Origin of the sequence: Kibdelosporangium aridum, assembly GCF_900176515.1 — a bacterium.
Taxonomy (GTDB): Bacteria; Actinomycetota; Actinomycetes; order Mycobacteriales; family Pseudonocardiaceae; genus Kibdelosporangium; species Kibdelosporangium aridum.
Map to the genome: position 1 here is coordinate 2,091,158 of NZ_FWXV01000001.1, position 20,480 is coordinate 2,111,637.

General features: G+C 65.0%; 21 protein-coding genes. 10 read left to right on the forward strand and 11 right to left on the reverse strand.

The features are described 5' to 3' along the window. The first annotated feature begins 9 nt into the window (after positions 1-9). The gene (locus B9C43_RS08995) at positions 10-1,209 is read left to right on the forward strand and encodes a sugar efflux transporter (protein ID WP_235038502.1); all 1,200 of its coding nucleotides are present in this window, start codon (positions 10-12) and stop codon (positions 1,207-1,209) included. Between the two features lie 71 nt (positions 1,210-1,280). Next, a complete protein-coding gene (locus B9C43_RS09000; protein WP_084425429.1) occupies positions 1,281-1,772 on the forward strand; it encodes a hypothetical protein in 492 nt (163 codons plus the stop codon). A gap of 320 nt (positions 1,773-2,092) precedes the next feature. On the opposite strand, the gene B9C43_RS09005 is transcribed toward B9C43_RS09000, so the two are convergent. From B9C43_RS09005 to B9C43_RS09020, 4 genes are all read right to left on the reverse strand, one after another. Continuing rightward, on the reverse strand, positions 2,093-3,019 hold the full coding sequence (locus tag B9C43_RS09005) for a hypothetical protein (protein WP_084425430.1): 927 nt from the start codon (positions 3,017-3,019) through the stop codon (positions 2,093-2,095). Positions 3,020-3,271: 252 nt separating this feature from the next. Beyond that, on the reverse strand, positions 3,272-4,447 hold the full coding sequence (locus B9C43_RS09010) for an MAB_1171c family putative transporter (RefSeq protein WP_084425431.1): 1,176 nt from the start codon (positions 4,445-4,447) through the stop codon (positions 3,272-3,274). Beyond that, complete coding sequence (locus B9C43_RS09015) at positions 4,447-4,905, reverse strand: hypothetical protein (protein ID WP_084425432.1); 459 nt, start codon at positions 4,903-4,905, stop codon at positions 4,447-4,449. Before B9C43_RS09015 ends, B9C43_RS09010 begins: the two co-directional genes overlap by 1 nt. 82 nt (positions 4,906-4,987) lie before the next feature. After that, on the reverse strand, positions 4,988-5,368 hold the full coding sequence (locus B9C43_RS09020; protein ID WP_143446191.1) for a hypothetical protein: 381 nt from the start codon (positions 5,366-5,368) through the stop codon (positions 4,988-4,990). A gap of 144 nt (positions 5,369-5,512) precedes the next feature. On the opposite strand from B9C43_RS09020, the gene B9C43_RS09025 reads away from it, so the two are divergent. Next, positions 5,513-6,250, forward strand: a complete 738-nt coding sequence (locus B9C43_RS09025; protein ID WP_084425434.1) for an AMP-binding protein — start codon at positions 5,513-5,515, stop codon at positions 6,248-6,250. Positions 6,251-6,486: 236 nt separating this feature from the next. Continuing rightward, complete coding sequence (locus B9C43_RS09030; protein WP_051896501.1) at positions 6,487-7,008, forward strand: helix-turn-helix domain-containing protein; 522 nt, start codon at positions 6,487-6,489, stop codon at positions 7,006-7,008. On the opposite strand, the gene B9C43_RS09035 is transcribed toward B9C43_RS09030, so the two are convergent. Continuing rightward, a complete protein-coding gene (locus tag B9C43_RS09035; RefSeq protein WP_084425436.1) occupies positions 7,005-7,208 on the reverse strand; it encodes a hypothetical protein in 204 nt (67 codons plus the stop codon). The two genes, B9C43_RS09030 and B9C43_RS09035, sit on opposite strands and share 4 nt — an antisense overlap. A 426-nt stretch (positions 7,209-7,634) precedes the next feature. Between B9C43_RS09035 and B9C43_RS09040 the strand changes: the two genes are divergently transcribed. Continuing rightward, entirely contained in the window at positions 7,635-9,587 is a 1,953-nt protein-coding gene (locus B9C43_RS09040; RefSeq protein WP_143446192.1) for a tetratricopeptide repeat protein, read from the forward strand. A gap of 399 nt (positions 9,588-9,986) precedes the next feature. Here B9C43_RS09040 and B9C43_RS09045 read toward each other — a convergent pair whose 3' ends face one another. Continuing rightward, positions 9,987-11,168, reverse strand: coding sequence for a hypothetical protein (locus B9C43_RS09045; protein ID WP_033387211.1), 1,182 nt, complete (start codon positions 11,166-11,168; stop codon positions 9,987-9,989). Between the two features lie 302 nt (positions 11,169-11,470). Between B9C43_RS09045 and B9C43_RS09050 the strand changes: the two genes are divergently transcribed. Continuing rightward, the gene (locus tag B9C43_RS09050) at positions 11,471-14,476 is read left to right on the forward strand and encodes an AfsR/SARP family transcriptional regulator (RefSeq protein ID WP_084425438.1); all 3,006 of its coding nucleotides are present in this window, start codon (positions 11,471-11,473) and stop codon (positions 14,474-14,476) included. A 19-nt stretch (positions 14,477-14,495) separates the two neighbouring features. On the opposite strand, the gene B9C43_RS09055 is transcribed toward B9C43_RS09050, so the two are convergent. Both B9C43_RS09055 and B9C43_RS09060 read right to left on the reverse strand, forming a co-directional pair. After that, the gene (locus B9C43_RS09055; protein WP_143446193.1) at positions 14,496-14,843 is read right to left on the reverse strand and encodes an STAS domain-containing protein; all 348 of its coding nucleotides are present in this window, start codon (positions 14,841-14,843) and stop codon (positions 14,496-14,498) included. Between the two features lie 65 nt (positions 14,844-14,908). Beyond that, the gene (locus B9C43_RS09060; RefSeq protein ID WP_084425678.1) at positions 14,909-15,451 is read right to left on the reverse strand and encodes a CGNR zinc finger domain-containing protein; all 543 of its coding nucleotides are present in this window, start codon (positions 15,449-15,451) and stop codon (positions 14,909-14,911) included. Between the two features lie 53 nt (positions 15,452-15,504). On the opposite strand from B9C43_RS09060, the gene B9C43_RS09065 reads away from it, so the two are divergent. Further along, positions 15,505-16,278 (forward strand): class I SAM-dependent methyltransferase, encoded by a 774-nt coding sequence (locus B9C43_RS09065; RefSeq protein WP_235038504.1) that lies wholly within the window; start codon positions 15,505-15,507, stop codon positions 16,276-16,278. Here the strand turns inward: B9C43_RS09065 and B9C43_RS09070 are convergent. After that, complete coding sequence (locus B9C43_RS09070) at positions 16,268-17,209, reverse strand: GlxA family transcriptional regulator (protein WP_084425439.1); 942 nt, start codon at positions 17,207-17,209, stop codon at positions 16,268-16,270. The two genes, B9C43_RS09065 and B9C43_RS09070, sit on opposite strands and share 11 nt — an antisense overlap. Positions 17,210-17,280: 71 nt before the next feature. Here B9C43_RS09070 and B9C43_RS09075 point away from each other — a divergent pair, with 71 nt between their 5' ends. Genes B9C43_RS09075 through B9C43_RS57480 form a run of 3 tightly spaced genes read left to right on the forward strand, consistent with a single transcriptional unit; the run spans position 17,281 to position 18,748 of the window. Further along, entirely contained in the window at positions 17,281-17,592 is a 312-nt protein-coding gene (locus tag B9C43_RS09075; protein ID WP_084425440.1) for a cupin domain-containing protein, read from the forward strand. A 47-nt stretch (positions 17,593-17,639) separates the two neighbouring features. Then, entirely contained in the window at positions 17,640-18,395 is a 756-nt protein-coding gene (locus tag B9C43_RS09080; protein WP_200825466.1) for a right-handed parallel beta-helix repeat-containing protein, read from the forward strand. Positions 18,396-18,406: 11 nt separating this feature from the next. Next, complete coding sequence (locus B9C43_RS57480; RefSeq protein WP_200825467.1) at positions 18,407-18,748, forward strand: hypothetical protein; 342 nt, start codon at positions 18,407-18,409, stop codon at positions 18,746-18,748. Between the two features lie 9 nt (positions 18,749-18,757). On the opposite strand, the gene B9C43_RS09085 is transcribed toward B9C43_RS57480, so the two are convergent. Together B9C43_RS09085 and B9C43_RS09090 are read right to left on the reverse strand one after the other, a co-directional pair. Further along, positions 18,758-19,897, reverse strand: a complete 1,140-nt coding sequence (locus tag B9C43_RS09085; protein ID WP_327222014.1) for an AI-2E family transporter — start codon at positions 19,895-19,897, stop codon at positions 18,758-18,760. 29 nt (positions 19,898-19,926) lie between these two features. Then, positions 19,927-20,463 (reverse strand): CGNR zinc finger domain-containing protein, encoded by a 537-nt coding sequence (locus B9C43_RS09090; protein ID WP_084425442.1) that lies wholly within the window; start codon positions 20,461-20,463, stop codon positions 19,927-19,929. Between the last annotated feature and the right edge of the window lie 17 nt (positions 20,464-20,480).

A 20,480-nucleotide genomic window follows, 5' to 3' on the forward strand; every position in this document is an offset into this window, starting at 1 on the left:
GATGATCGGGTGACTGCTGTGAGCGTGACCCAGGCCCCGCTCCGTCTTCGATCCCTGCTCCCCCTGGCGTCGGTCAGCTTGTTCGTCGGCACCGCGATGTCGCTGACGATGCCGTTCATGGGGCTGTTCCTGACCAACGAGGTGCACGCCAGCCCGGCCGCCCTCGGTGCCTTCATGTTCGTCTCGCCGGTGGCCGGGCTGATCGTCGGCACTCTGCTCGGACGGCTGTCGGACGCGCGCGCGATCCGGCGCAACCTGTTGGTGACCGGAGCGATCTCCGGGGCGATCGGGACCGCGCTGTTCATCGTGGTGCGTAACTACTGGGTGCTGCTCGCGGCATCCGTGACGCTGCTTGCCATCGCAGGTTCATTGCTCGCCCAGACCTTCGCGTACGGGCGGCAGTCGATGGAGCGCACGAACCCCGCGAAGGCACCGTTCGTCGTCAGCATCCTTCGCACTGTGCTCTCGCTGGCCTGGGTCGGCGGCCCGCCGCTGGCAGGTGTGATCGTCTCCCAGGCCGGCTTCACCGGGCTGTTCATCGCCACGTCCGCGTTCTACCTGATCGTGGCGGTGGTGACAGCCCGCCTTCCCGAGCTCGGCCTGGAACGTCATGTCACGCACGACGCCGGGGGCGGGATGCTCAACCGGCAGGTGATCTTCGCGATCGACGGGTTCGTGCTGCTGCAAGGCGCTTCCGGACTGGGCGTGAGCGCGATGCCGTTGTACATCACGGATGTCCTGCACGGCAGCCCTGGCGACGCCGGGCTCGTGCTCGGGCTGTGCGCGGCGTTGGAGATCCCGCTGATCCTGTGGTTCGGTTCGCTGGCGGTCAAATACGACCAGCACCTGATCGTCCTGCTCGGCGGGGCGGTGGCGCTGGCGTACCAAAGCCTGATGCTGATGACCGACGCGGTCTGGCAGATCCTGGTGCTGCAACTGCTCAGTGCGATCGTGATCTCGGCCGTGATGGGCGTAGGCATCACGTACTTCCAGTCGCTGGCACCGAACCGGCCTGGTTTCGCGACCACTTTGTACACCAACACCCTCACGGTCGGGATCATGCTCGCCGGCCCGCTGCTCGGCCTGGCCAGCGACATCGGCTATCGCACGGCCTACCTGATGAGCCTGATCCTGTCCGCGATCGGCATCGCCGCGCTGTTGTTCGGCCGCAGCCGCGTCAGCAAAACTGTTCCAGCGGTGGCACAGTAAGCCGCACACGTCAATGGACTTTGCTCCACAGTGGAAGCACGCCGTCGAGTAGCCGTGCGATAGTCCGGGGCATGAGTCTCGGCGTCGGCGTCCTGCACAACGGTGAAGAAGTGCTCTGGACGGGCAGGCCCGTGCGTCAGGCCCCGATCGACTGGGTCGACGTCGTCGCCTGCCTGTTCTTGCTCTACTGCCTCGGCTTCCCGATCGCCTACGGGATCACCACCCCGGCCGCGTTCACGCTGGCGGCCTGTCTGCCCGCGGCGCTGTTCTTGATCCGCAAGCGATCCACCGCGGTCACCTACGTACTCACCAACCAGCGTGTGCTCACCCAAAGCAGCAAGGGCGTCGACGCGGTCCCACTCAGCCTTCTGCCTGCGCCGGTGGTGATCCAGCAGCGGGCAGACAGTGTGGGGACCGTCAGCTTCGGCTCGCCGAGCATGCTGGCGCAGGCGGTGGCGGTGGCGTTTCGCGGGCCTGGTGCGACACACCGGCGGATGCAACTGGTGCAGATCCCGCAGGCGCGGAACATCGCTTCGGTCATCCAAACCGCGCAACGCGGTTGAATCGACTCCCTTAGGACACAGTTGGACGTGCCCGGCACATTGGGCACCGAACCTATCCATTAACGTTCGTACCACGGGACGGCAATCGATCGCATTGCCCCGAAGGGCATCGAATCGTTTCATCCGGATGCCCCTATGGGGTGAGATGGCAACTTTCTGCCAGCGCTTCGCACAGGTCAGAAGGGTCCGTCGGAAACTGTGATGGACAGGTGATCGCTGAGGAGTGGACAAGAACGCCTCCGCAGGGATACCGTTTCCTCAGTGTCGCGCTCCCGGTAACCCCCAGGCTGGTTGAGCGCGACACCCTTTTATATTCACTCTCACCTCGAATGACGCAGCGCTTGACTAGTGAAATCCCTAGTCTGCTCCAGCAGTCCACGCGCTTCGGGTGTCTTGGCGAAGCGTGACGCGGCAACCGTGCGCGCTACGAACTCGACTCGCCGGACAAGCCTCTCGGTGCGCCGCTCGGGCTCGAGCGCGCAAACCGGCCTCAGTGCTTCCTCAGCGGCGTCAAGGTCCTCGGTGAGTACCCGGGCAGCGATCAACTCCAACAACGCCCGCACGTCCGCGTTGCTGGGCTTCTCGCCGCGCGGCCGCGACTGATAGGCAACCAGGCACTGCTCGGCGAGGTCCGCTGCCGCGGTTCCATTCCCTAGACGCACATGTGTCGACGCCGCCAGCAGCAGCCCCGACGCCGGGCGCCATTCGAAGGAGGTCCCGCCCCACAAGGAGTCCACAGGCGCGCGGTCGACGTACTCCTGCGCTCGCGTGAGCGCCTCCAGGGCACCGTCGCGGTCGCCGATCGCTGCGAGGGCGCGCGCTTGGTTGTACAACAGACCGGCCTGTCTTGCCGCTGGCGCGGCCGGCAGCTCGGGCTCGACGAGGTTCAGCGCCGCGGTTGGCTGCTCGTCCCAGAACAGAATGTTGGCGTGGACGGTCTTCGCGTGCACCCGTAGCTCATCGTGACCCGCCAACTCGGCGTGCTGCCCGGCGAGATGCGCGTGTCGGGCACCGTCGTCGGTCCGGCCGAGATCTTGGTAGGTGTACGCGAGCAGGACGCCCAGGCGGCCGGTCAGCGCATGCAGATCACGCACCTTGGCCTGCCGGGACTCGTGGGTGAGCTGGTCGTCGAGCATCGCCGAAGCTTCGGTGAGCAGGCCGAGCCTGGGCCTTGGCAGGATGCCGGTGTAGTCCTTGATCAGGCGATGAACCTCGGCCTCGGCGTGGTCAAAGCTGGTCGTGGTCACATCCAGTGACGCTACGCGCGGGCAGAGCCGTGCTCAACGGCAACGAAAAGCGACCGCGAATTCACCCGTTTCGCGGTTGCGGCCCACGCTCGGAGGCACCCCCAGTGCGCGCCTCCGAGCGAAAACACCGCAGTCGATTTTGGTAACCGGCTTTTTCACTCGGGTGGCCATCAGCCGAAACTGCGCCGTCGCGCATCGGACCCTACCGACGCCCACAGTCGTGCGTCAAGTATGGTGGACAGCAACTAGACGCTAATGGCCGGTTGCCGAATCCTGTCGTAGTGAATCAGCAAAGGCTTGTACCGCAGGCGATCCGAGCGCACTGTGCAGGCGGAGCAGATATCGCGTCTCTTCGTGCACAGTGGACTCTTCGGCGGCCAGTGCGGGCAGGAATGCCTTGTCAAGCGACCGGTACCGTTTCGCCGAACCGGCGATGCTTTCCCGTTTGGCGACTTCGAGCCACCGGGCGGTGACGCCAATGCGGTCGTTTCGGCCGTCGTTCGCGGCCTGGTCGACCAGTTCGGGCCAGCCCCATGTGTCGTACAGGTAAAACGCGCTGTCCCGGATTTCGATGATTCGCCGGTGCAACCGTTCCCACGCGTTGTCCATCGTGCGGATGTCCTGCCATCGGGACATCGGTTCGGCCAGCGCGATTTCCGGTGTCGCCGCCCTGAGCGAACGCCACAACGAATAGAGCCGGATTCGCCGGTAGTAGTACAACAACGCGGTCCGCATCGGCTCGAACGCGGCCACCACGCACCCCAGCGGCACCATGATGAACCGCGCGGTGGAGGCGTAGAACGCGACGTCGGTCAGCACCGGCGAGGCCCACCACGTCAGCCGCTCGCCCACTCTGATCACGGCGAACGGCACCTCCATCAGGTTGCCGATCGCCACGAGCGCCAGCCCGGCGCGCAACGTGCGGCCACGTACGCCAGGCAGGTGGCGCCACATCTGCCACGCCGCGGCGCCCAGCGATACGCCCAGGTAGAGGAAGATCAGGATGTTGTAGACCGCGAACGGGCCGTCCGGTGACGGCCGGAACCGTTCCGCGGGAGCGGTGACGTAGTAACAAATGGTGATCGCGATGGCGACCGCCCACGCCGTCGCCGCGCGGAACCACCGCCCGCCCGCGGAATGCCACCATGTGCCCTTGCGCCCCGCGATGTGCACGACGAAACGCCACGTCACGGCCGCGTCGAGGACCGCGAACAAGCCACGGAACAGGTTATGGAACTTGGGATCGCCGGTGAGATCGTCGATCCACACGGCGAACCACGACTGGATCGGGATGGCACCGAGCGCGATCACCACCAGCACGACCCAGAGCGGTCGCTGCTGTGGATCGCGCAGCATCGCCGGGGTACGGACGAGCACGACGACCCAGACGACGGTCAGGATCACCCATCTGGAGATGTCCTCGAACATCAGGCGGCGCCGAACACGGCCGACGCCCGTTGCTCGAAATCGCCACCCGGTGGGCGCTTCCTCGCCTGTTTGAGCACGACCGTGGCGAACGCCTCGGCGAGTTCCTCCTGCGAGTTCGTGTGCGGGTTGGCCATCGCGGCAGCGATCACGTCTGTCAACCCGTCCGCCGCGGCGGGCGCGGCATTGTGGTCGGCGAGCATATGACAAATTTCGTGCAGGACGATGTGGTCGCGGTGGTATCCCGTCGCACCCGCGCGGGAAATGATGTGGTCACGTTCGCCATCGAAATACCAAAGGCCGAACGGCAGCGCCGCCAAATCCAGCTCGTGCAGCAGCAATGGCCGGCCGCGCTGCGCGGCGAGGGCCGTGCAAAGGTCCTCGATCCGCCACGGCCGCGGTAGTGGTGGCAATTCCGCCGCCAGCGCGACCGCTTCGGCACGCGCCTGTTTCCACGTCATAGCCTGCACCGTCTCATGGGTCATGGAACAACGCCGACTCATCCGAGCATCACTCGAACCACCGTAAAAGCCCCCAAACGGTCTAACGATCGTCAGATCGCCGTTGACCAGAGGCAATGTCCAGAGCCGTCCTGATCGCGTCGAGCTGCGCCTGGTCAAAGGTGGCCAACCGGGCGGCGAGCGCGTGCACCGAATCCGGGGTCGGCTCGATGCCTTCCTGCGGCGGGTGGAAAAAGGACGGTTGCTTGCCGAAGAACCGGGCGAGCAGAACTCTTGTCCGGTCTGTCAGGTTTTCCGCCTCGCCGGTGAGGATGTTGTGCACGTGGCCGTGCGAGATCGTGTCGCCGTCGTTGGCCGCGGCGATATCAGCGGAGATTTTCCGTACGCCCGGGATACGTTCGCCGTACTTCTCGGCCAGCAACGCCTTCACCGTCGCGGCGAGCCAGGACTCGGGTCGTTGCATCGGCTCACCCCCAACCATCCTGATCAAGCTCAACACGCTCAATGTACTCGACGAGTCACGCAACGCTATCGAATCCCCGAAGTGCGGACGAGTCGAGTAGTTCTACCCAGGCGCCCAGGGTGCCGCTGACCATAGCCTGACCACGTGGCCGCTGATCTGCTCGTGGACGTGCTCAACGCGGCCCGTACGCACCGCTCCTCCCCCGCCATCACCGAGCGCCGGACGACCATCACGTACGGCCAGCTCCTGACGAGAGTCCTTGCGACGGCGCAACGTCTGCGTGGCAACGGATTCCAGGCCGGTGACCGGATGCTGTTCTCGATCCGCCCGGGCGTGAACGCGATCGTGCTCGCTCTCGGCACAGTCGCCGCCGGCGGCACAGTGGCGTTCGTCGATCCCGACGAACAGTTCCAGCGCCGTATCGACCTGATCAACCCCCGGTGGGCCGCCACGGAATCGATCTTGTACGCGGCAAGCGTACCGGGCCCGCTGCGCGCCCTGGCGCGACGCCGTGGCGTGATATTGCCGTCGTACGCCAAGTTGGGCGTCCGGCACATCAGATCCGGCCGCTGGCTGCCCGGAGTGCCCCGTGGTGCGCTGTCGGCCGAGAAGCTCGCGGAACCGGTGTGCTTCAACGAGTTTCCGGTGTGCTCGCCGGACCAGGACGCGGTCGTCACGTTCACATCCGGGACGACGACGTTCGTGCACACCCGAGGTTCACTCGGCGCGGCCCTCCGGACGCTGGCAACACGGCGCACACTCGCCACCGGCGATCAAATACACACCGAGCACCTGACGCTCGGCCTGCGCGCACTCGTCGCCGGTGCACAGTGGACAGTGATGCCCCAGCGCGTCAACCGCTGGCGTCAACCGACAACTTGACACGAGCACCTGCTCGCCTCGGCCAGACGTCTTTCGCAGGCACAGCACCATGGTTCGATAGCTTCGACACGCAACCATCGGTTTATGCCCACGATCGGGTGAACTTCTCGATAAGGTGCAAGGCAATCGGGTGGCGTGACGATTCCTAACGCGCGATGTCACGTCATAGGCCTGCTGTCGGGTCGTTTACTCGATGGTTATCCCGCGGATCCCGACGCACGGCAGAGGAGGTCCGGATGGCGGAACACGCGGGCGGCGAGATGGCAGACGAAGCCATCGCTCGCGCACTTGGCGAAGAACTCCGGCTAGCTCGTGAGGCTCAGGGGCTCAACCGCACCGAACTGGTCCAACGCATGGACGCCGACCTCAGTTCACAGGCACTGGCCAACTACGAGTACGGAATCCGGCACTGCACCGTGGTTCGACTCGTGCAGATCTGCAATGCGCTCGGAGTTCCGGCGATGGACCTGCTCGGCCTGGCCTTGCAGCGCGCGAAGATCGATCTATACGTCAACAACCTTCAAGTCGATCTTCGCGCGCTGGCTGAAGACAACCAGGCCGAGCTCAAGCCGCTGCACAAGTGGGCACGAAATCGCCTCGCGGAGAACGTGGACGGCTCAGGGATCGCCCGGCTGAGCCAGTCAGTAGTCGAGGAGCTGGCGTTTCTGGTCGGGATCAACCGAACCGAGTTCATCCAGCGGTTGCTGGCCTTCACGCCCAGTGTCGCTCCGCGCTGGCTATGGCCCGGATTCGGCTAGACCTGCTTCGGGGGCCGGTGATAAGGCCAGTACTCGGCCCCTGCCGAACCCGCCACCTGCACGGCAGAGCCGTCCACATTCCCGGTAATGCCGCTGTCATCCCCGGTTGCGGCGGGAACGAAGAGTGCACCGGCGAGCAGAGCGCCGACCACTGCGACCTTTGCGATGTCGGGCAATGGGAGTTGTCCCTCCTCAGTCATACCATTGAGATAATGTGCCAACCACTTGATCTCGGAGTTCAGATTCGTGATTCGCAGTTGCGGGATCTAAGCACCGCCCGGCGTGCAGAGTCAACACGTTGAGATGATCCACCGCTCAACATGTGTAAGTTTCACTTTCGAGTGACAGCGCCGATGAACCGATGAACCGAACGATCGGTCCGCCGAACGCTGCCTCAAATGGCTCCACACGCCACGATTCGGTGGACGGATTGCCAATCCCCACAGTTCAACCGCGCCAACTGACTAGCTGCCAGAAACAGATAGCGCTGGGCAGCTATACATAAGTGGAGTCGAAAGCACCGCGATCGGGGCGAGGTGGCTGTGACGGATGACGGCGGATCCAGGCCGCCGAACCAGAGTCGGACACCCACTCCCTTCCAGATACCCGCACCGCCGCCGCACTTCGTGGGACGTGACCGAGAACTGGCCGACTTAGCTCGATGGGTCACCTCGGAGCCGCGCGGACCCCGGACGATTGTTCTCAGCGGACCGGCTGGCGTCGGCAAGACAGCCTTGGCGTTGCAGTGGGTTGCCACATTGCGGGAGACCTACGTCGACGGCCTGTTGTTCGCGGATCTGGGAAGGGGATCGCTGGGTCCGGTCACCCCGTCCGACACGCTGGAAGGCTTTCTCCTGGCTTTGGGGGTCGAGGGAAAACGCATACCCGTCGACTACGGGCAACGGGAAGCCCTCTACCGATCAGTGACGGCAGATCTACGGCTGGTGGTACTGCTCGACAACGCACAGTCCGCGACCCAGGTCCGCCCCCTTCTGCTGGCCGGCGAACACAGCGTGGTCGTGGTGACGAGCCGGTTCCGGTTGTCCGGCTTGGCCTTGGATGGCGCGCAGTGGCTTGACGTCAATCCACTCGATGTTGCGCAGTCTCTTGCCGTGCTCCGCCGCATGGCCGGCGACAAGCGTGTCGACGCGGAGTCGGATTCGGCGCACGAGCTTGCGGTGCTGTGCGGCGGCCTGCCTCTTGCCCTGACGATTGTCGGTGCGCGCCTGGCCACACGTCCCAAGCGGCGGTTGGCCAATGAAGCCGCCAATCTGCGGGTCGAAAACCGACGCCTCGCCGAGATGGCGCTCGCCGGAGCCGCGTCGATCGAAGCAGTGTTCGACGTGTCCTATTTGGACCTGTCCGAGGATGCCGCACTGGCGTATCGCTCATGCGCCTGGCACCCCGGGCCCGACTTCGGCATCGGCGTGGCCGCGGCGATGCTCGGCTGGGGTGAGCGGCGTGCCGAATCAGCGTTGGACGCCTTACTGGAAGCCAACTTCCTCGTGGAAATCGACGACCGGAGGTTCACTTACCACGATCTGCTCAGGGTTCACGCTCGGCAGCACGCCGAGGAAGCGGAACGCTCAGATCTGCGGCAGATCACGCTCCGACGGGCGATAGAGTGGTATCTGGACCAGGTCATGTCAGCCGAGCTGGCGATCCACCCCCATCGACCCAGAGTCAGCGACCGGTTCGTCACCGCGACGGATGACAGATTCGATTCCGAACAGAACGCCTTGCTCTGGCTCGAATCGCACCGCGTGCACCTCACCTCCGCCGTGGAGATCGCCGCGAACGGGGCGTGGCATGAGCTCGTGTGGCAGCTCTGCGAAGCCCTGTGGGGCTTCTTCTTACACACTCGGCACTACCGCGACTGGATCCGCTTGCACCAGCTCGGCATCACTGCGGCGCAGCACGACGCAGCCCGTAGAGCCGAAGCACGAATGCGATCACAGCTGGGCTTCGCGTACGCCAAGCTGCGGCGTTATGACGAGGCGATCGCCGAGAACACATTGGCATTGCGGCTCTCCGAGCAGGAAGGGGACATCCAAGGCATGGCCACAGCCACGTCACAACTCGGGCGGGCCGCACGGGAAGTGGGTGAGTTGTCAGAAGCCCTGCGTTACTACGATCAAGCGCGGCAACTGCAGCAGGAAATCGGACAATGGCGCGGCGTCGCACTGTGCCGCAGACGGATAGGGCAGATCCTCAGCAAGCTCGGCCGCCATGACGAGGCACGGCACGAACTCATAGCGGCGGGCGCGACCATGCGAGACCTCGGCGACACGACGCAGCACGCTCGAACGCTTTCGGCGCTCGCGGAGGCACACATCCGCGCGGGCAAGCCCGAGCTTGCCCGGCCGTGCCTCCACGAAGCGCTATCTCTCATGCGTGACTTCGGTTCACCCTACTATCAAGCCGAAATTCTCGCCCAGATCGGCGACCTCGCCAGACAACAGGGTGATACCGAGTCCGCAATGGACAGTTATCGGGTCGCAGCCGAGCTGTACGCGGCTGTCGGCGACCCCAACGCTGATGTCATGCGGGCCCATCTGACCGCGCTGATCGACGAGTGATCCCAAACGGCCAGCTCGCCAACTGATGCCCAGACACAACCCAGCCATACACTCCAGCCAAGCGCGGTAACAGATCGCACGGTTCAGCGACAAGGCTCGTTGAGCTGGCGCCATCACACACGTACCACTCGCCACGCGACCGTGCAGACGCCCATATCACTTCGTACCCGGACAGGACCACCGCCGGACCTGATTGGATCACGACGTCGGCAACCGCACACCAGCGCGCGGAAGCCTCAGCGGCTTCCACGAACAGGCCATCACCGGTGCCTATCCTCTCGTCTGTCGAGTACCACGCCACCGCGTAAACCCCTGTACTGAGCGTGCGGACAACAGCCGTCAGATAGACCACCCGAGCACCGCCACAGAAGGTCACGTCTTGGGAGTACATCGTCCGCCTCATATCCAGAGAGGGCTTGGCAACGGTACTGGACACAAGGACGGTCGCCACGACGGTTCGGGGAGTCCTAGCAACCGGTACATGCATGTTCGAAGGATGCTGGCGGCGCGGCCGGGACGTGACGAGATCACCTTTGCCATGTCGTTGCGACGACCGACGCCACCACGCAGTTGCGGAACTATCGGCTTACTCATATCCAGCCTCGGCGAATGCCGTGCGAGCCGGTCGGCGATGCTTCCCTTGTGGATGTCGTGTTCGGGGTAAGCAGCCAAGCTCACCGTCCGCCCGATCGCCGCAGCGTAGCTCGTTGTCGAGCCGTGATCGCCGATCACGTGATCGCTGGCGATCATTGTCGCCTGCCAGCCGGCGTCCGGCCGGATGACCCGCAGCCCTCGTGCGATGGCCGGCGCGAGCCACGACCGCACCTGCCACACTCCATGGACCGCCCAGATCATCGGGTGCAAAACCGCCGCTGCGACTACTCCGCCCTCACCTAGCAGTCGGTTGTAAAGATCAGGGTGACAGCCGAAAGTCGACGAAGCTGACCACGTCGAGCTGATCGTGACCAGCCTGTCGTTGTCACCAATCCCCAAGGCGGCCCGATACTGCTTGCGATAAGGCGCACTAGCGCTCATCCGGTCGAGGCAGATATCTCCGGCGATCACCGCAGTCGGCAGCGCTTCCGGACAGGAACGACGCAACGCGTGTAGTTCCCTTTCATGCGTAAGCGCGATGACAGCAGGCAGCACCCGGCCGCGGTAGACCAGCAGCTCGGCGTCGAGGCCTGTGGTGGGCCTGGTCGCGCCACGCGCCTTCCGGCTGTAGCGGCGGGACATCAGGTTTCCCGCGCCATGCGGGAGTATCAGCAGTTTGCCGCGTACCTGCTCGATGTGCCGATGGCTCGCAGCGAGTACCAGGTCCCAAGTATGTTGTCGGGCTTGGTTCCACGGCAGACTCAGGCCGCCGCGAGCACTGACGAACTCAGCTGTGTACTGCCAGGCCTCGTCGGCGTGCGGCACGGTAAAAACCGTCTGCACGCGGTGATCGCCGTCCAACAACGGCACCAGGTCCATCAATCTCGCGCCCGCGGTCATGGTCGGCACCATCACCAGAACGTTCCGGCACGCCCGCCGAGTCACCCGATATGTCGCGTCTGCGCCGACCGGGCCTTTCACCCACATCTTGTGCACAGTGTGCTCCTCCCCCGAGTCGCTATCGGTACCAGCTTGCGGTCGGCGCACCGCAGCGAGCTGTCACCGGTCAAGCAGCAGCCGGTCCGTACCGCCGAGAAACACCTGTGGCACCGGCCCAACCGGCACTGTCATCGGCCTAGTAGTACCGTTCACCCTTCAGCGCGCTTTCAGCGAACCAACAACCAGCCTGATGACTAGGCCGATCGTGCGACTCCTGATAACGAGGACGTCTCATCGAGTCCATTGCACTGAATTGATCAGACCGGCCACGCGACAATTGCCGACCATGGATGCCCAGCAGCGGGGTGGTGCTGGTGGAGATACTATTCGGGATCTTAGGGCGTACCGCGATTCGTCTCGACGGCGACCTACGGGAAAGCTGGGGACGACCGCGCGAACATGCCATTTTGGCGACACTTCTCATCCACCCCGGCAGAACCGTGACATTTTCCACCTTGATCGAATGGGCATGGCCGGGCGAAAGCGCTTCGCCACGGGATCCGGCATCGACGTTGCACACGCACGCCGCGCGACTGCGAAAGTCACTCGCCCGATTGCCGACCCGCCCGACGGTGGCACCCGGTAACGGCGGTTACCGTCTCCAGGTCGACAAATCGCTGATCGACTATCATCAGTTCAGAACTCTCATGACGCAGGCCCGTGACCACGCACGCAGGAACGACCCCGTCAAGACGGCCGAACTCGCCGAACAGGCGATCGACCTCTGGCGTGGCGCACCGGTCGAGGACATTCAGAGCGAACCTGCCGAAGCATGGCGAACCAGGGTCATCCATGACGAATGGATCCCCGCGCAACTCGTCCTGCTCGAGGCGTGGCTGGCCACGAGACAGTTCGATCAAGCACTCATCCGGCTCAACGACCTGCAAGCCGATCACTCGCTCGACGTCAACCTGGCCAAACTCCGGATCTCGGCGCTCTACGGACTGTCGCGGCCGGACGAGGCCACCGCCTATTACCTCGGCATCCACAATAGGCTCCGGTATGAAGCTGACGATGTCACAGTCGACGATCTGCGCAGACATCATGAAACGCTGCGCAACCAGCGAGACAACATCATTCCGGCACAGCAAAATCGCGTTCCTCGTCAGATCCCGCACGACGTCGCGAACTTCGTTGGCCGCGCCGCACTGCTCACGGTGTTGGATGCAACCGTCAGAGAATCACGAACAAGCGGTGTGGTGATCGTGCACGGGATGGCCGGTGTCGGCAAAACGGCTCTGGTAATCCATTGGGCGCACCGAAGCCGCGAGCATTTTCCTGACGGTGACTTCTATATCGACCTTCATGGATTTTCCGGCAGTCCGGCCATCCCGGCGGGCACCGTAGTTGACGACTTCCTGATCACGCTTGGCCACCCACCTGTCGAGAACCAGACGCCACGGGAAAAAGAGGTGCTGCTCAGTCAGCTTCTCGCGGACCGGCGAGCTCTGGTCATTTTGGACAACGCGGCGAGCACTGCACACGTCGAACGGCTTATGCCACTGCTGGCCAGTTGTGTCGTGGTGGTCACCAGCCGCCAACGGCTCACCAAATTGAGCAGGGTCACCGGCGCTCGGCAGGTCTCCGTGCCACCGATGAGCACAAGCGAAGGCAGCGAGCTGCTCACCGTGCGGCTGCACCGCCACCGTGACGTGAATCGAGACATCGGCACGTACATCTCGACGTTGTGCGGCGGCCTTCCGCTCACCATCACGATCCTGGCTCAGCACATCGCCAACCGGGAATCCGCTCGGCTCAACGACTTCATCGACCGATTGACTACTCGCGACCTGATCGGAGACATTGGACTGGACGGCGACGGGGCGAGCAACACCAAGACCTTCTTCGCCTGGTCCTACCGGTCGCTTGCCACACCTGAGCGCAGGCTTTTTCGGCTGCTCGGTCTGCACCCCGGCCCTGACATCAGCATTGAAGCGGCATGCGCCTGTGACGGACGGTCGCCGGCCGAAACACGAGAGAGCCTTGGCATCCTGCTAGGCGCGCACCTACTGGAGCAACCGAAGACTTTCGACCGCTATCAGTTCCACGACCTGCTGCGCGAATTCGCTCTCGACTGTGTCCAGGAGGACGAGCCACCACCCGAACGAGCCGCGGCTGACTTGAGAATGATCGACTACTACCTCGCCGCCGCGATCCAGGCTCTCAAGACCCTTTACCCCGGGCAGTTGACCGTGCCCGAGCTGCGCACCAGCGACAAGCTTCCGCCAGTTTCCTTTGGTACGCCTCTGGAAGCCAAGTCCTTCTTCGATCGGGAGCGCACGACGCTCACTGCCGTCATCGCCTATGGAGCCGAACGAGGAAACCATTCACACACTTGGCGCCTCGCGGACACGGTGTCCACAGTGTTCAACCGGCACGGGTACTACGAGGACAGCCGGGCGGTCCTCACCGTAGCGGTTTCCTCTGCTGCTGCGGCAGGCGATGCCGATGGCGAAGCGTCATCGCTCACCAGCCTTGGCATGGTGCTCACGATCCTCGGTGACCAAGCCGAGGCGCGTCGTTGTTTCACCGCAGCGCTGCGGTTCGCCGAGCAGGCGGGTCACCAACGCGGCCAAGGTGCGACACTCCATCAACTTGGCAGGCTGGAAATGGCTTGCGGAAACCTGCCCGAGGCAGTGGTGCTGTTCCGGCGTTGCCTGCGGTTCGTCCAGGCCACCAACGATGACGAAGCGGCCGCGTGGACCTATTGCAGGCTCGGCCAGGTGCTGCGTCTTCTCGATCAGCATGACGAAGCACTGGTTCACCTGCACCAAGCGCAGTTCCATGCCCAGCGAATAGCGGACGCATCCGCGCTTGCCACGGCGCTCGCGGAGATGGGATCGGTCTTCCAGGACCGCGGCGAACACCAGCAAGCCGCCACGTACTGCCGGCAAGCACTGTCCGTTGTAGACGCGACACCGATCGCCGATCTCGCGATCAGTGTGCACGTCTGCCAGGCGCTGGCCGAGATCACCAACAAGCTCGGGATGCACGACCAGGCCTACAGCTATGCGCGCCGCGCGATCGATGTCAGCAAACGCACACACCACATCTCGGCCGAAGCCCGCTCCTGGGAAGTACTTGCCGAACTGTCCTTCTCACGCGGCGAGACTCCGGACGCGGTCAGCGCATGGCGCCAAGCGTCGGAGCTGTACGACCGAATCGGCAACCACAGGCAGTCGACCATCATCAGAGCAGCCATGCGCAGAGCTCAGGCCCGTGACGCCGAGGTCCCACTGGCCCGAAACGAGTCACCGACGCCAAGGCGGTCCTCATCAGACGTGGTAGATCGATAGGCGTCTATGTAGTGACAGTTCAGACAGGCGGGGCAACCTCCTGCTGGACCGACAGCACCTCGATCAAGCCCGCTATCTCCAGCGAGCGGTACGCCGCGCCGTGCGGCGTCGCGGCGATCACCATCTCGACGCCTTTCTCCACGGCTCGTTCCCGACCGGCGATGAGCGCGGACATCCCGGCTGAGGCCAGGAACGTCACCTCGGCCATGTCCACGACCAGCTTCTTGCCGTTCACCTCGGTCAGCGCGGCGAGGATGGCCTTCTCCAAGGTTGGCGCCGTACTGAGATCGACTTCCCCGGCAAGGCCCAGCACCCGCGCACCCGACACATCCCGCAGTGGTTTGACCTCAAGCAGCTCACCGACCACGTGTTATCCCGTTCCTTATGCCTCACATGGACTCGGCAGACCAGATACCCCGCACGCCATGTGGATCAAACCTGCTTTCTCGCCCGGAACGCCGCGGCCTTGATCCGGTTCTGACACGCGGTCGAGCAGAACCGCTTCGTGCCGTTGCGCGACACGTCCACGAAGACCCGGTCACACGCGGTCGCCGTGCACACGCCGAGCCGGTCTGCCATCGGGTTGCCGAGCACGATCGCCAGCGCCGTCGCCATCGACGCCGCCCAGCCGCGTGCCCAGCTCGCCGAGCCCGCGTGGAAGTGCATGTGCCACGGCTCGCCGTCGTGCTTGATCAGCCTGGGCACCGCGTGGGTGTCCGCCAGCAGCGCGTTGGTCACCCCGCAGGCTTCGTCGATCCGGCCGCCCTCGACCGCCTCGAAGATCGCTCGCAGCCTCACCGCGTAGCCGCGCAGCTCGTCGACGTCCTTTCGGCTGGGAACCGATCCGTTGGTCAGCCCGCTGATGTCGGGGTCTTCGGCGGAGTAGTCGCGGCCAAGCGCGTGGCCGGGCGTGAGCACGTTGACCGCCTCGACCGCGGCGGCGACCACGTCGCTTGTGTGACTGTCAAAGTTCAATTGACCAGTCACCCCTTCGTCCTCTAGCGTCACTGCCAAACAGAGTATCGACAGTGACGGGGTGGATCATGACCCAGGTGACCAATGACGTGGCCGAAGCCTGGTTGCGCCGGTGGGACGCGCAGCAAGAGCGGTACGTCGCCGACCGCGAAGAGCGGTTCACGGTGCTGTGCGACATCGTGGAGACGGCAGTGGAGGGCGTGGCCGAGCCCGTGATCGTCGACCTCGGCTGCGGGCCGGGGTCCCTGGCCGCGCGCCTGCGTGACCGGCTGCCCCACGCCATGATCATCGGCATCGACTCCGATCCGCTCCTGCTCGGCCTGGCCCGCGCCCATTACACCGGTATCACGTGGGTTGACGCCGATCTGAGCAAGCGCGAGTGGCTGGCCGAGGTCCCGCCGGTGATCCACGCCGCGGTCTCGACCACGGCGCTGCACTGGCTGGACAACGACCAACTGCTGGAGCTCTATCGCACACTGAGCGGCCTGATGGCGCCAGGCGGCGTCTTCGTCAACGGCGACCACATCAAAGTGGGTGACGAACGGCTGGACAAGCTGGCCGAGGTCATCCGGCACCGCCGCGCCGCCCGCGTCGGCGTGCAGGACAACGAGGACTGGGGGGCGTGGTGGGACGCGGTCAACAGCGCCCCGGAGTTGTCGGCGCTCGCGCAGGCGCGCATCGAGCGCAAGGCGAAGACGGGCTCGCACAACGAGAACACACTCAGCATCACGGGCCAGGCCGACGCCTTGCGAACCGCGGGCTTCGAGCACGTGGCGCCGCTCTGGCAGGTCGGTGACGACCACGTCCTGGTAGCGATCAAGGCTTGAACGTGCGGCGGTAGGCGGCGGGGGTTGTCCGCACGGCGGCGACGAACCGCCTGCGCAGGTTGGTCGCCGAGGCCAGCCCGACCCGGCGGGCGATCGCCTCGACCGGCAAGTCCGTTTCCTCCAGCAGTGCCCTGGTCGCGGTGATGCGTTGGGCCAGCAGCCAGCGACCAGGGCTCGTACCGAGTTGCTCGTCGAAGCGCCGGGCCAACGTGCGTGCCGAGACTTGCAGGTACGCGGCCATGTCCTCGACGCTCAGCGGTTCGTGCAGCCGATCAGACACCCAGTCGAGCAAACGGCCGAGCGACTGGTCGGGCTGGGCCGCTGGCACGTCGGCCGCGTACTGCGTCTGACCGCCCTCGCGATGCGGCGGCAACACCATGTGCCGCGCAATGTGCACGGAATGCGCGGCACCGAGGTCGTTGCGAACCAGATGCAGGAGCAAGTCGATACCGGCGCCCGCACCGGCACTGGTGGCAACGTCTCCGTGGTCGATGTAGAGCACGTCCGAATCGACCTGCACCTTCGGGAACCGCTCACGGAGTTGGTCCGTGCGAGCCCAGTGCGTTGTCGCACGGCGGTTGTCGAGCAATCCCGTCTGCGCCAGGCCGAACGCTCCCGTGCAGATCGACACCACGCGGCAGCCACGCTTGTGCGCCCGTTTCACCTTCTTCAGCACCGCGGGCGAGAGCGGTGCGTCAATTGGGCGCCGGCTGGAAACGAGCACGGTGTCCGCGGAGTCCAATGCGGACAGTCCCTCGGTGACCAGCATGTCGTAGCCCGCGGTCGTCGGGACCGGCCCGGGTTTCTCGGCGCAGATCCGCAAGTCGTAGTACTGAGGCAGGCAGTCCCGCTTGATGCCGAACACTTCCGCGGCACAGGCGAGTTCGAAGGTCGACTGGATCGGCTGGGCGAGGGCCACCACGCGGTGCATGGCAACAAAGTACCCAATGATGTCTTTCCTGACACTGGTCCGCCCGCGGTGACCGCACCAAGCTCTCGGACATGGAATTCGAAACGGCCACCCTCACCGGCGCCCCGGCCCGCGAGCTGTCCCCCGGCATCCGGCTGCGTCCACTCTGGACAGGATCGAACGGGGCGAGCGCGAACGTCGTGGAGATCGACGCGGGTGCGTGCTGGGAAGGCAAGGACGTGCACGAGCCTGGCCCGGAAGAGGTCTACGTGGTCAGTGGCACCTTCAACGACGGCTTCAACGACTACCCGGCCGGGTCGTTCATCCACGCGCCCGCGGGTTCGTGGCACATCCCGCAGAGCAAGACCGGGTGTGTTTTGTTCGTGTTCTACCCCGAAGGCTAGGCCGCCAGCAGTTCCTCGGCCGGGTGTTCCGGGTTAGGGTCTCCGCCATGCGTCGTCCGTTAGCCGCCTTGGCATCGCTTGCGTTGCTCGGCGGCTGCGCGACGACTACGCCCGGTGTCGGCATCGCGGCGCCGCCCTCCGATCCACCTGCCACAAACAGCGTTTCGGCCACGCCGACAGCGACTCCAACGACAGCGACAACAACAACAGCGCCCACGTCGTCCGTCGCGCCTGCTCCACCTGCTCAGTTCGGCAATCCGGCCGGGCGAGCCACGGTTCCCGCAGAGGCCAAGGCCGAGGACACCTCGAAACCGACGAGGGTCATCGGCGACGGCACGCCCGGCAGTTGCACGTCACAGGCCGTGGTCTCAGCGGTCGCGGCAGGTGGGGTGATCGTGTTCTCCTGCGGCCCGGCGGCGGTGACCATCACCATGGCCGAGACCGCGAAAGTCAAGGCAGGCCCCAAGACCGTGCTCGACGGTGGCGGCCGGGTCACGTTGAGCGGGGGTGGCAAGCGGCAGATTCTCGTGATGGACGTGCCCAACCAGAGCGGTCCACAGCTCGTGCTGCAGAACCTCTCGTTCACCGGCGGCAATTCGGCGACCGATGACGGCGGCGGCGCGGTGTACGTACGTGGCGGCAAGGTCAAGGTGGTCAATTCCCGGTTCTACGACAACCGGTGCGCGGCCAACGGTCCCGATCTTGGTGGTGCCGGGCTGCGCGTCAACCAGGCTCGCAGCGCACCGGTGCACATCGTGGGCAGCACGTCGAGGACGGCACCTGCGCCAACGGCGGCGCGCTGAGCGGCTTGCACGTGACGTTCGTCGTGCTCAACAGCGTTCTGCGAAAGAACAAAGCCGTCGGGCGAGGCGCGAACCCGGCCCGGGCAGGCACACCGGGCGGCGGAAGCGGCGGCGCGATCTACACCGACGGTGACAAGTTCACCGTCCGGATCGCCGGCTCCATAGTGGAGGACAACCACGCCAACGAAGGCGGCGGCGCGGTGTTCTTCGTCAGCAACGACCGCACCGGATCGATGACCATCGAAGGATCGGTACTCCGCCGCAACCGCAGCGACGGGTTCGAGACGATCAAAGGGATCTTCTACCTCGGCAACGCCGAGAAACCCACAGTCAGCGGTTCGACCATCTCGTGAGCTACGGCCCTATGGAGCCTTGTGCGTGTCGAGATCCGGCTCATCCGGGCCGGACTCCTCCGGCTCGCTGGTCCGCACGTCCTCCGGTTTGACGTGCTCGTCGGCGTCGCTGCGCAACGATCGAATCCCGGAGTTCAGCACGGCAAGCAACGGAACCGCGAGCAGCGCCCCGGTGATTCCAGCTGTCACGACACCAGCGGAGATCACCAGGACGACGGCGAGCGGATGCAGCTTCACCGCCCGGCCGAGCAACAACGGCTGCAACACGTGCCCTTCCAACTGCTGTACGGCGATCACGACGGCGAGCAGGATCAGCGCGTTGAGCGGGCCGTTGGCCACCAAAGCGATCAACACTGCCACGCCGCCCGCCACAACCGCACCGACAATGGGTACGAACGCGCCGAGAAACACCAACGCCGACAACGGAAACGCCAACGGGACACCGAGCACGAACAACCCGATGCCGATACCCACAGCATCCACTGTGGCCACTGCGACAGTGGCCCGCACGTAGCTGACGAGCGCGGCCAGTCCACGGCGTCCGGCGACGTCCACTCGGGTGCGGTGGCCGTTGGGCACGCCACGCATCAGGAAGCCCCAGATGCCCGGGCCGTCGTACAGCAGGAAGATCAGCGAGAAGATCACCAGCAGCATCTGCGCGAGGAGTTCGCCGATGGTCAGCGCGGTGTTCAACGCCCCGGTCGTGATCTCGTTCTGGCTTCCGGCCACGGCCGTGACGATCCCGTCGAGGAACTTCCGCAACTGGGCGTCGCTCAAATGCAGCGGGCCGTTGGTCAGCCAGTTCGAAATGGTCTCCAGGCTCTGCGAAAGCTGGGTGCGCAGTGCGGGAAGGCCGTTGACGAAAGTGGTGACCACAAAAGTCAGCAACCCGCCGAAGATGGCCAGACCGCCGATGATGACCAGCGTGACAGCCAAGCCACGCGGGACCCGGTGCCGTACCAACAACGAGACCGCGGGCGCCAGCAAAGCGGCCAGCAGCAACGCGATCGCAAGCGGCACGACCACTGGCGCGAGAAAACCCACGACGTGACCGAGAACGTACAACGCCGCCGCCACGGCCACGACCCGCCAACTCAACGCGGCTGTGACACGCAACAGCCGGGGCACCGAATTCCGCGCACTGTCCACAGGTTCGGGCTGCCCTGGCCGGGATGGAACTAAACCGATTCGATCTTGCGCTTGTAGTAGCGCGCCACCCGGGCCCGGTTGCCGCACGACGGCTTGCACCACTCCTGCTGCGGGTGATCCTTGACGAAGTACCGCACACACCGCGGCGCCGGACATGCCCGCAGCCGGGCCCGCTCATCGCCGGCCAGGAACTCGATCGCGGCTCGCGCCAAGGTCGAGAGCAACCCGTTGTCGTCGTATCGCATGACGGGCTCGCCGCCTTGCGGCCACTCCAGCCGCGGCCGCACGGTACCCGCGGCTGCGTTCAACTGCGCCAAGGCGACCTGTGGGTCCAGTAGCTTGTTGGCGTCGGCCTTGCTCGGCTCACCGGGCTTGACGGCGTGCGCGAACAGTGACCGGACTGCGCGCCGCAGCGCGACGACCTGCTCGCGGTCCCCGTCGACGTTGCTTCCGACGTGCTCGCGTACCCACTCGCGGAAACCTTCCTCAGTGTCCAGGTCGTCCGCCACGCCGCCGTGGCCGTCGTGCCTGATCGTCGACGCCAGCTGCAGGGCGAGTGAGGCCATGGCCAGAGTCTAATGGA

What these genes read in the sequence shown, in the direction of transcription:
- B9C43_RS09050 (WP_084425438.1), top strand. Translation starts at nt 11,471, where the DNA reads ATGCCCAGCAGCGGGGTGGTGCTGGTGGAGATACTATTCGGGATCTTA.
- B9C43_RS09045 (WP_033387211.1), bottom strand. Translation starts at nt 11,168, where the DNA reads ATGTGGGTGAAAGGCCCGGTCGGCGCAGACGCGACATATCGGGTGACT.
- B9C43_RS09075 (WP_084425440.1), top strand. Translation starts at nt 17,281, where the DNA reads ATGGAATTCGAAACGGCCACCCTCACCGGCGCCCCGGCCCGCGAGCTG.
- B9C43_RS09010 (WP_084425431.1), bottom strand. Translation starts at nt 4,447, where the DNA reads ATGTTCGAGGACATCTCCAGATGGGTGATCCTGACCGTCGTCTGGGTC.
- B9C43_RS09080 (WP_200825466.1), top strand. Translation starts at nt 17,640, where the DNA reads ATGCGTCGTCCGTTAGCCGCCTTGGCATCGCTTGCGTTGCTCGGCGGC.
- B9C43_RS09020 (WP_143446191.1), bottom strand. Translation starts at nt 5,368, where the DNA reads ATGCAACGACCCGAGTCCTGGCTCGCCGCGACGGTGAAGGCGTTGCTG.
- B9C43_RS09090 (WP_084425442.1), bottom strand. Translation starts at nt 20,463, where the DNA reads ATGGCCTCACTCGCCCTGCAGCTGGCGTCGACGATCAGGCACGACGGC.
- B9C43_RS09030 (WP_051896501.1), top strand. Translation starts at nt 6,487, where the DNA reads ATGGCGGAACACGCGGGCGGCGAGATGGCAGACGAAGCCATCGCTCGC.
- B9C43_RS09000 (WP_084425429.1), top strand. Translation starts at nt 1,281, where the DNA reads ATGAGTCTCGGCGTCGGCGTCCTGCACAACGGTGAAGAAGTGCTCTGG.
- B9C43_RS09070 (WP_084425439.1), bottom strand. Translation starts at nt 17,209, where the DNA reads ATGCACCGCGTGGTGGCCCTCGCCCAGCCGATCCAGTCGACCTTCGAA.
- B9C43_RS09015 (WP_084425432.1), bottom strand. Translation starts at nt 4,905, where the DNA reads ATGACGTGGAAACAGGCGCGTGCCGAAGCGGTCGCGCTGGCGGCGGAA.
- B9C43_RS09035 (WP_084425436.1), bottom strand. Translation starts at nt 7,208, where the DNA reads ATGACTGAGGAGGGACAACTCCCATTGCCCGACATCGCAAAGGTCGCA.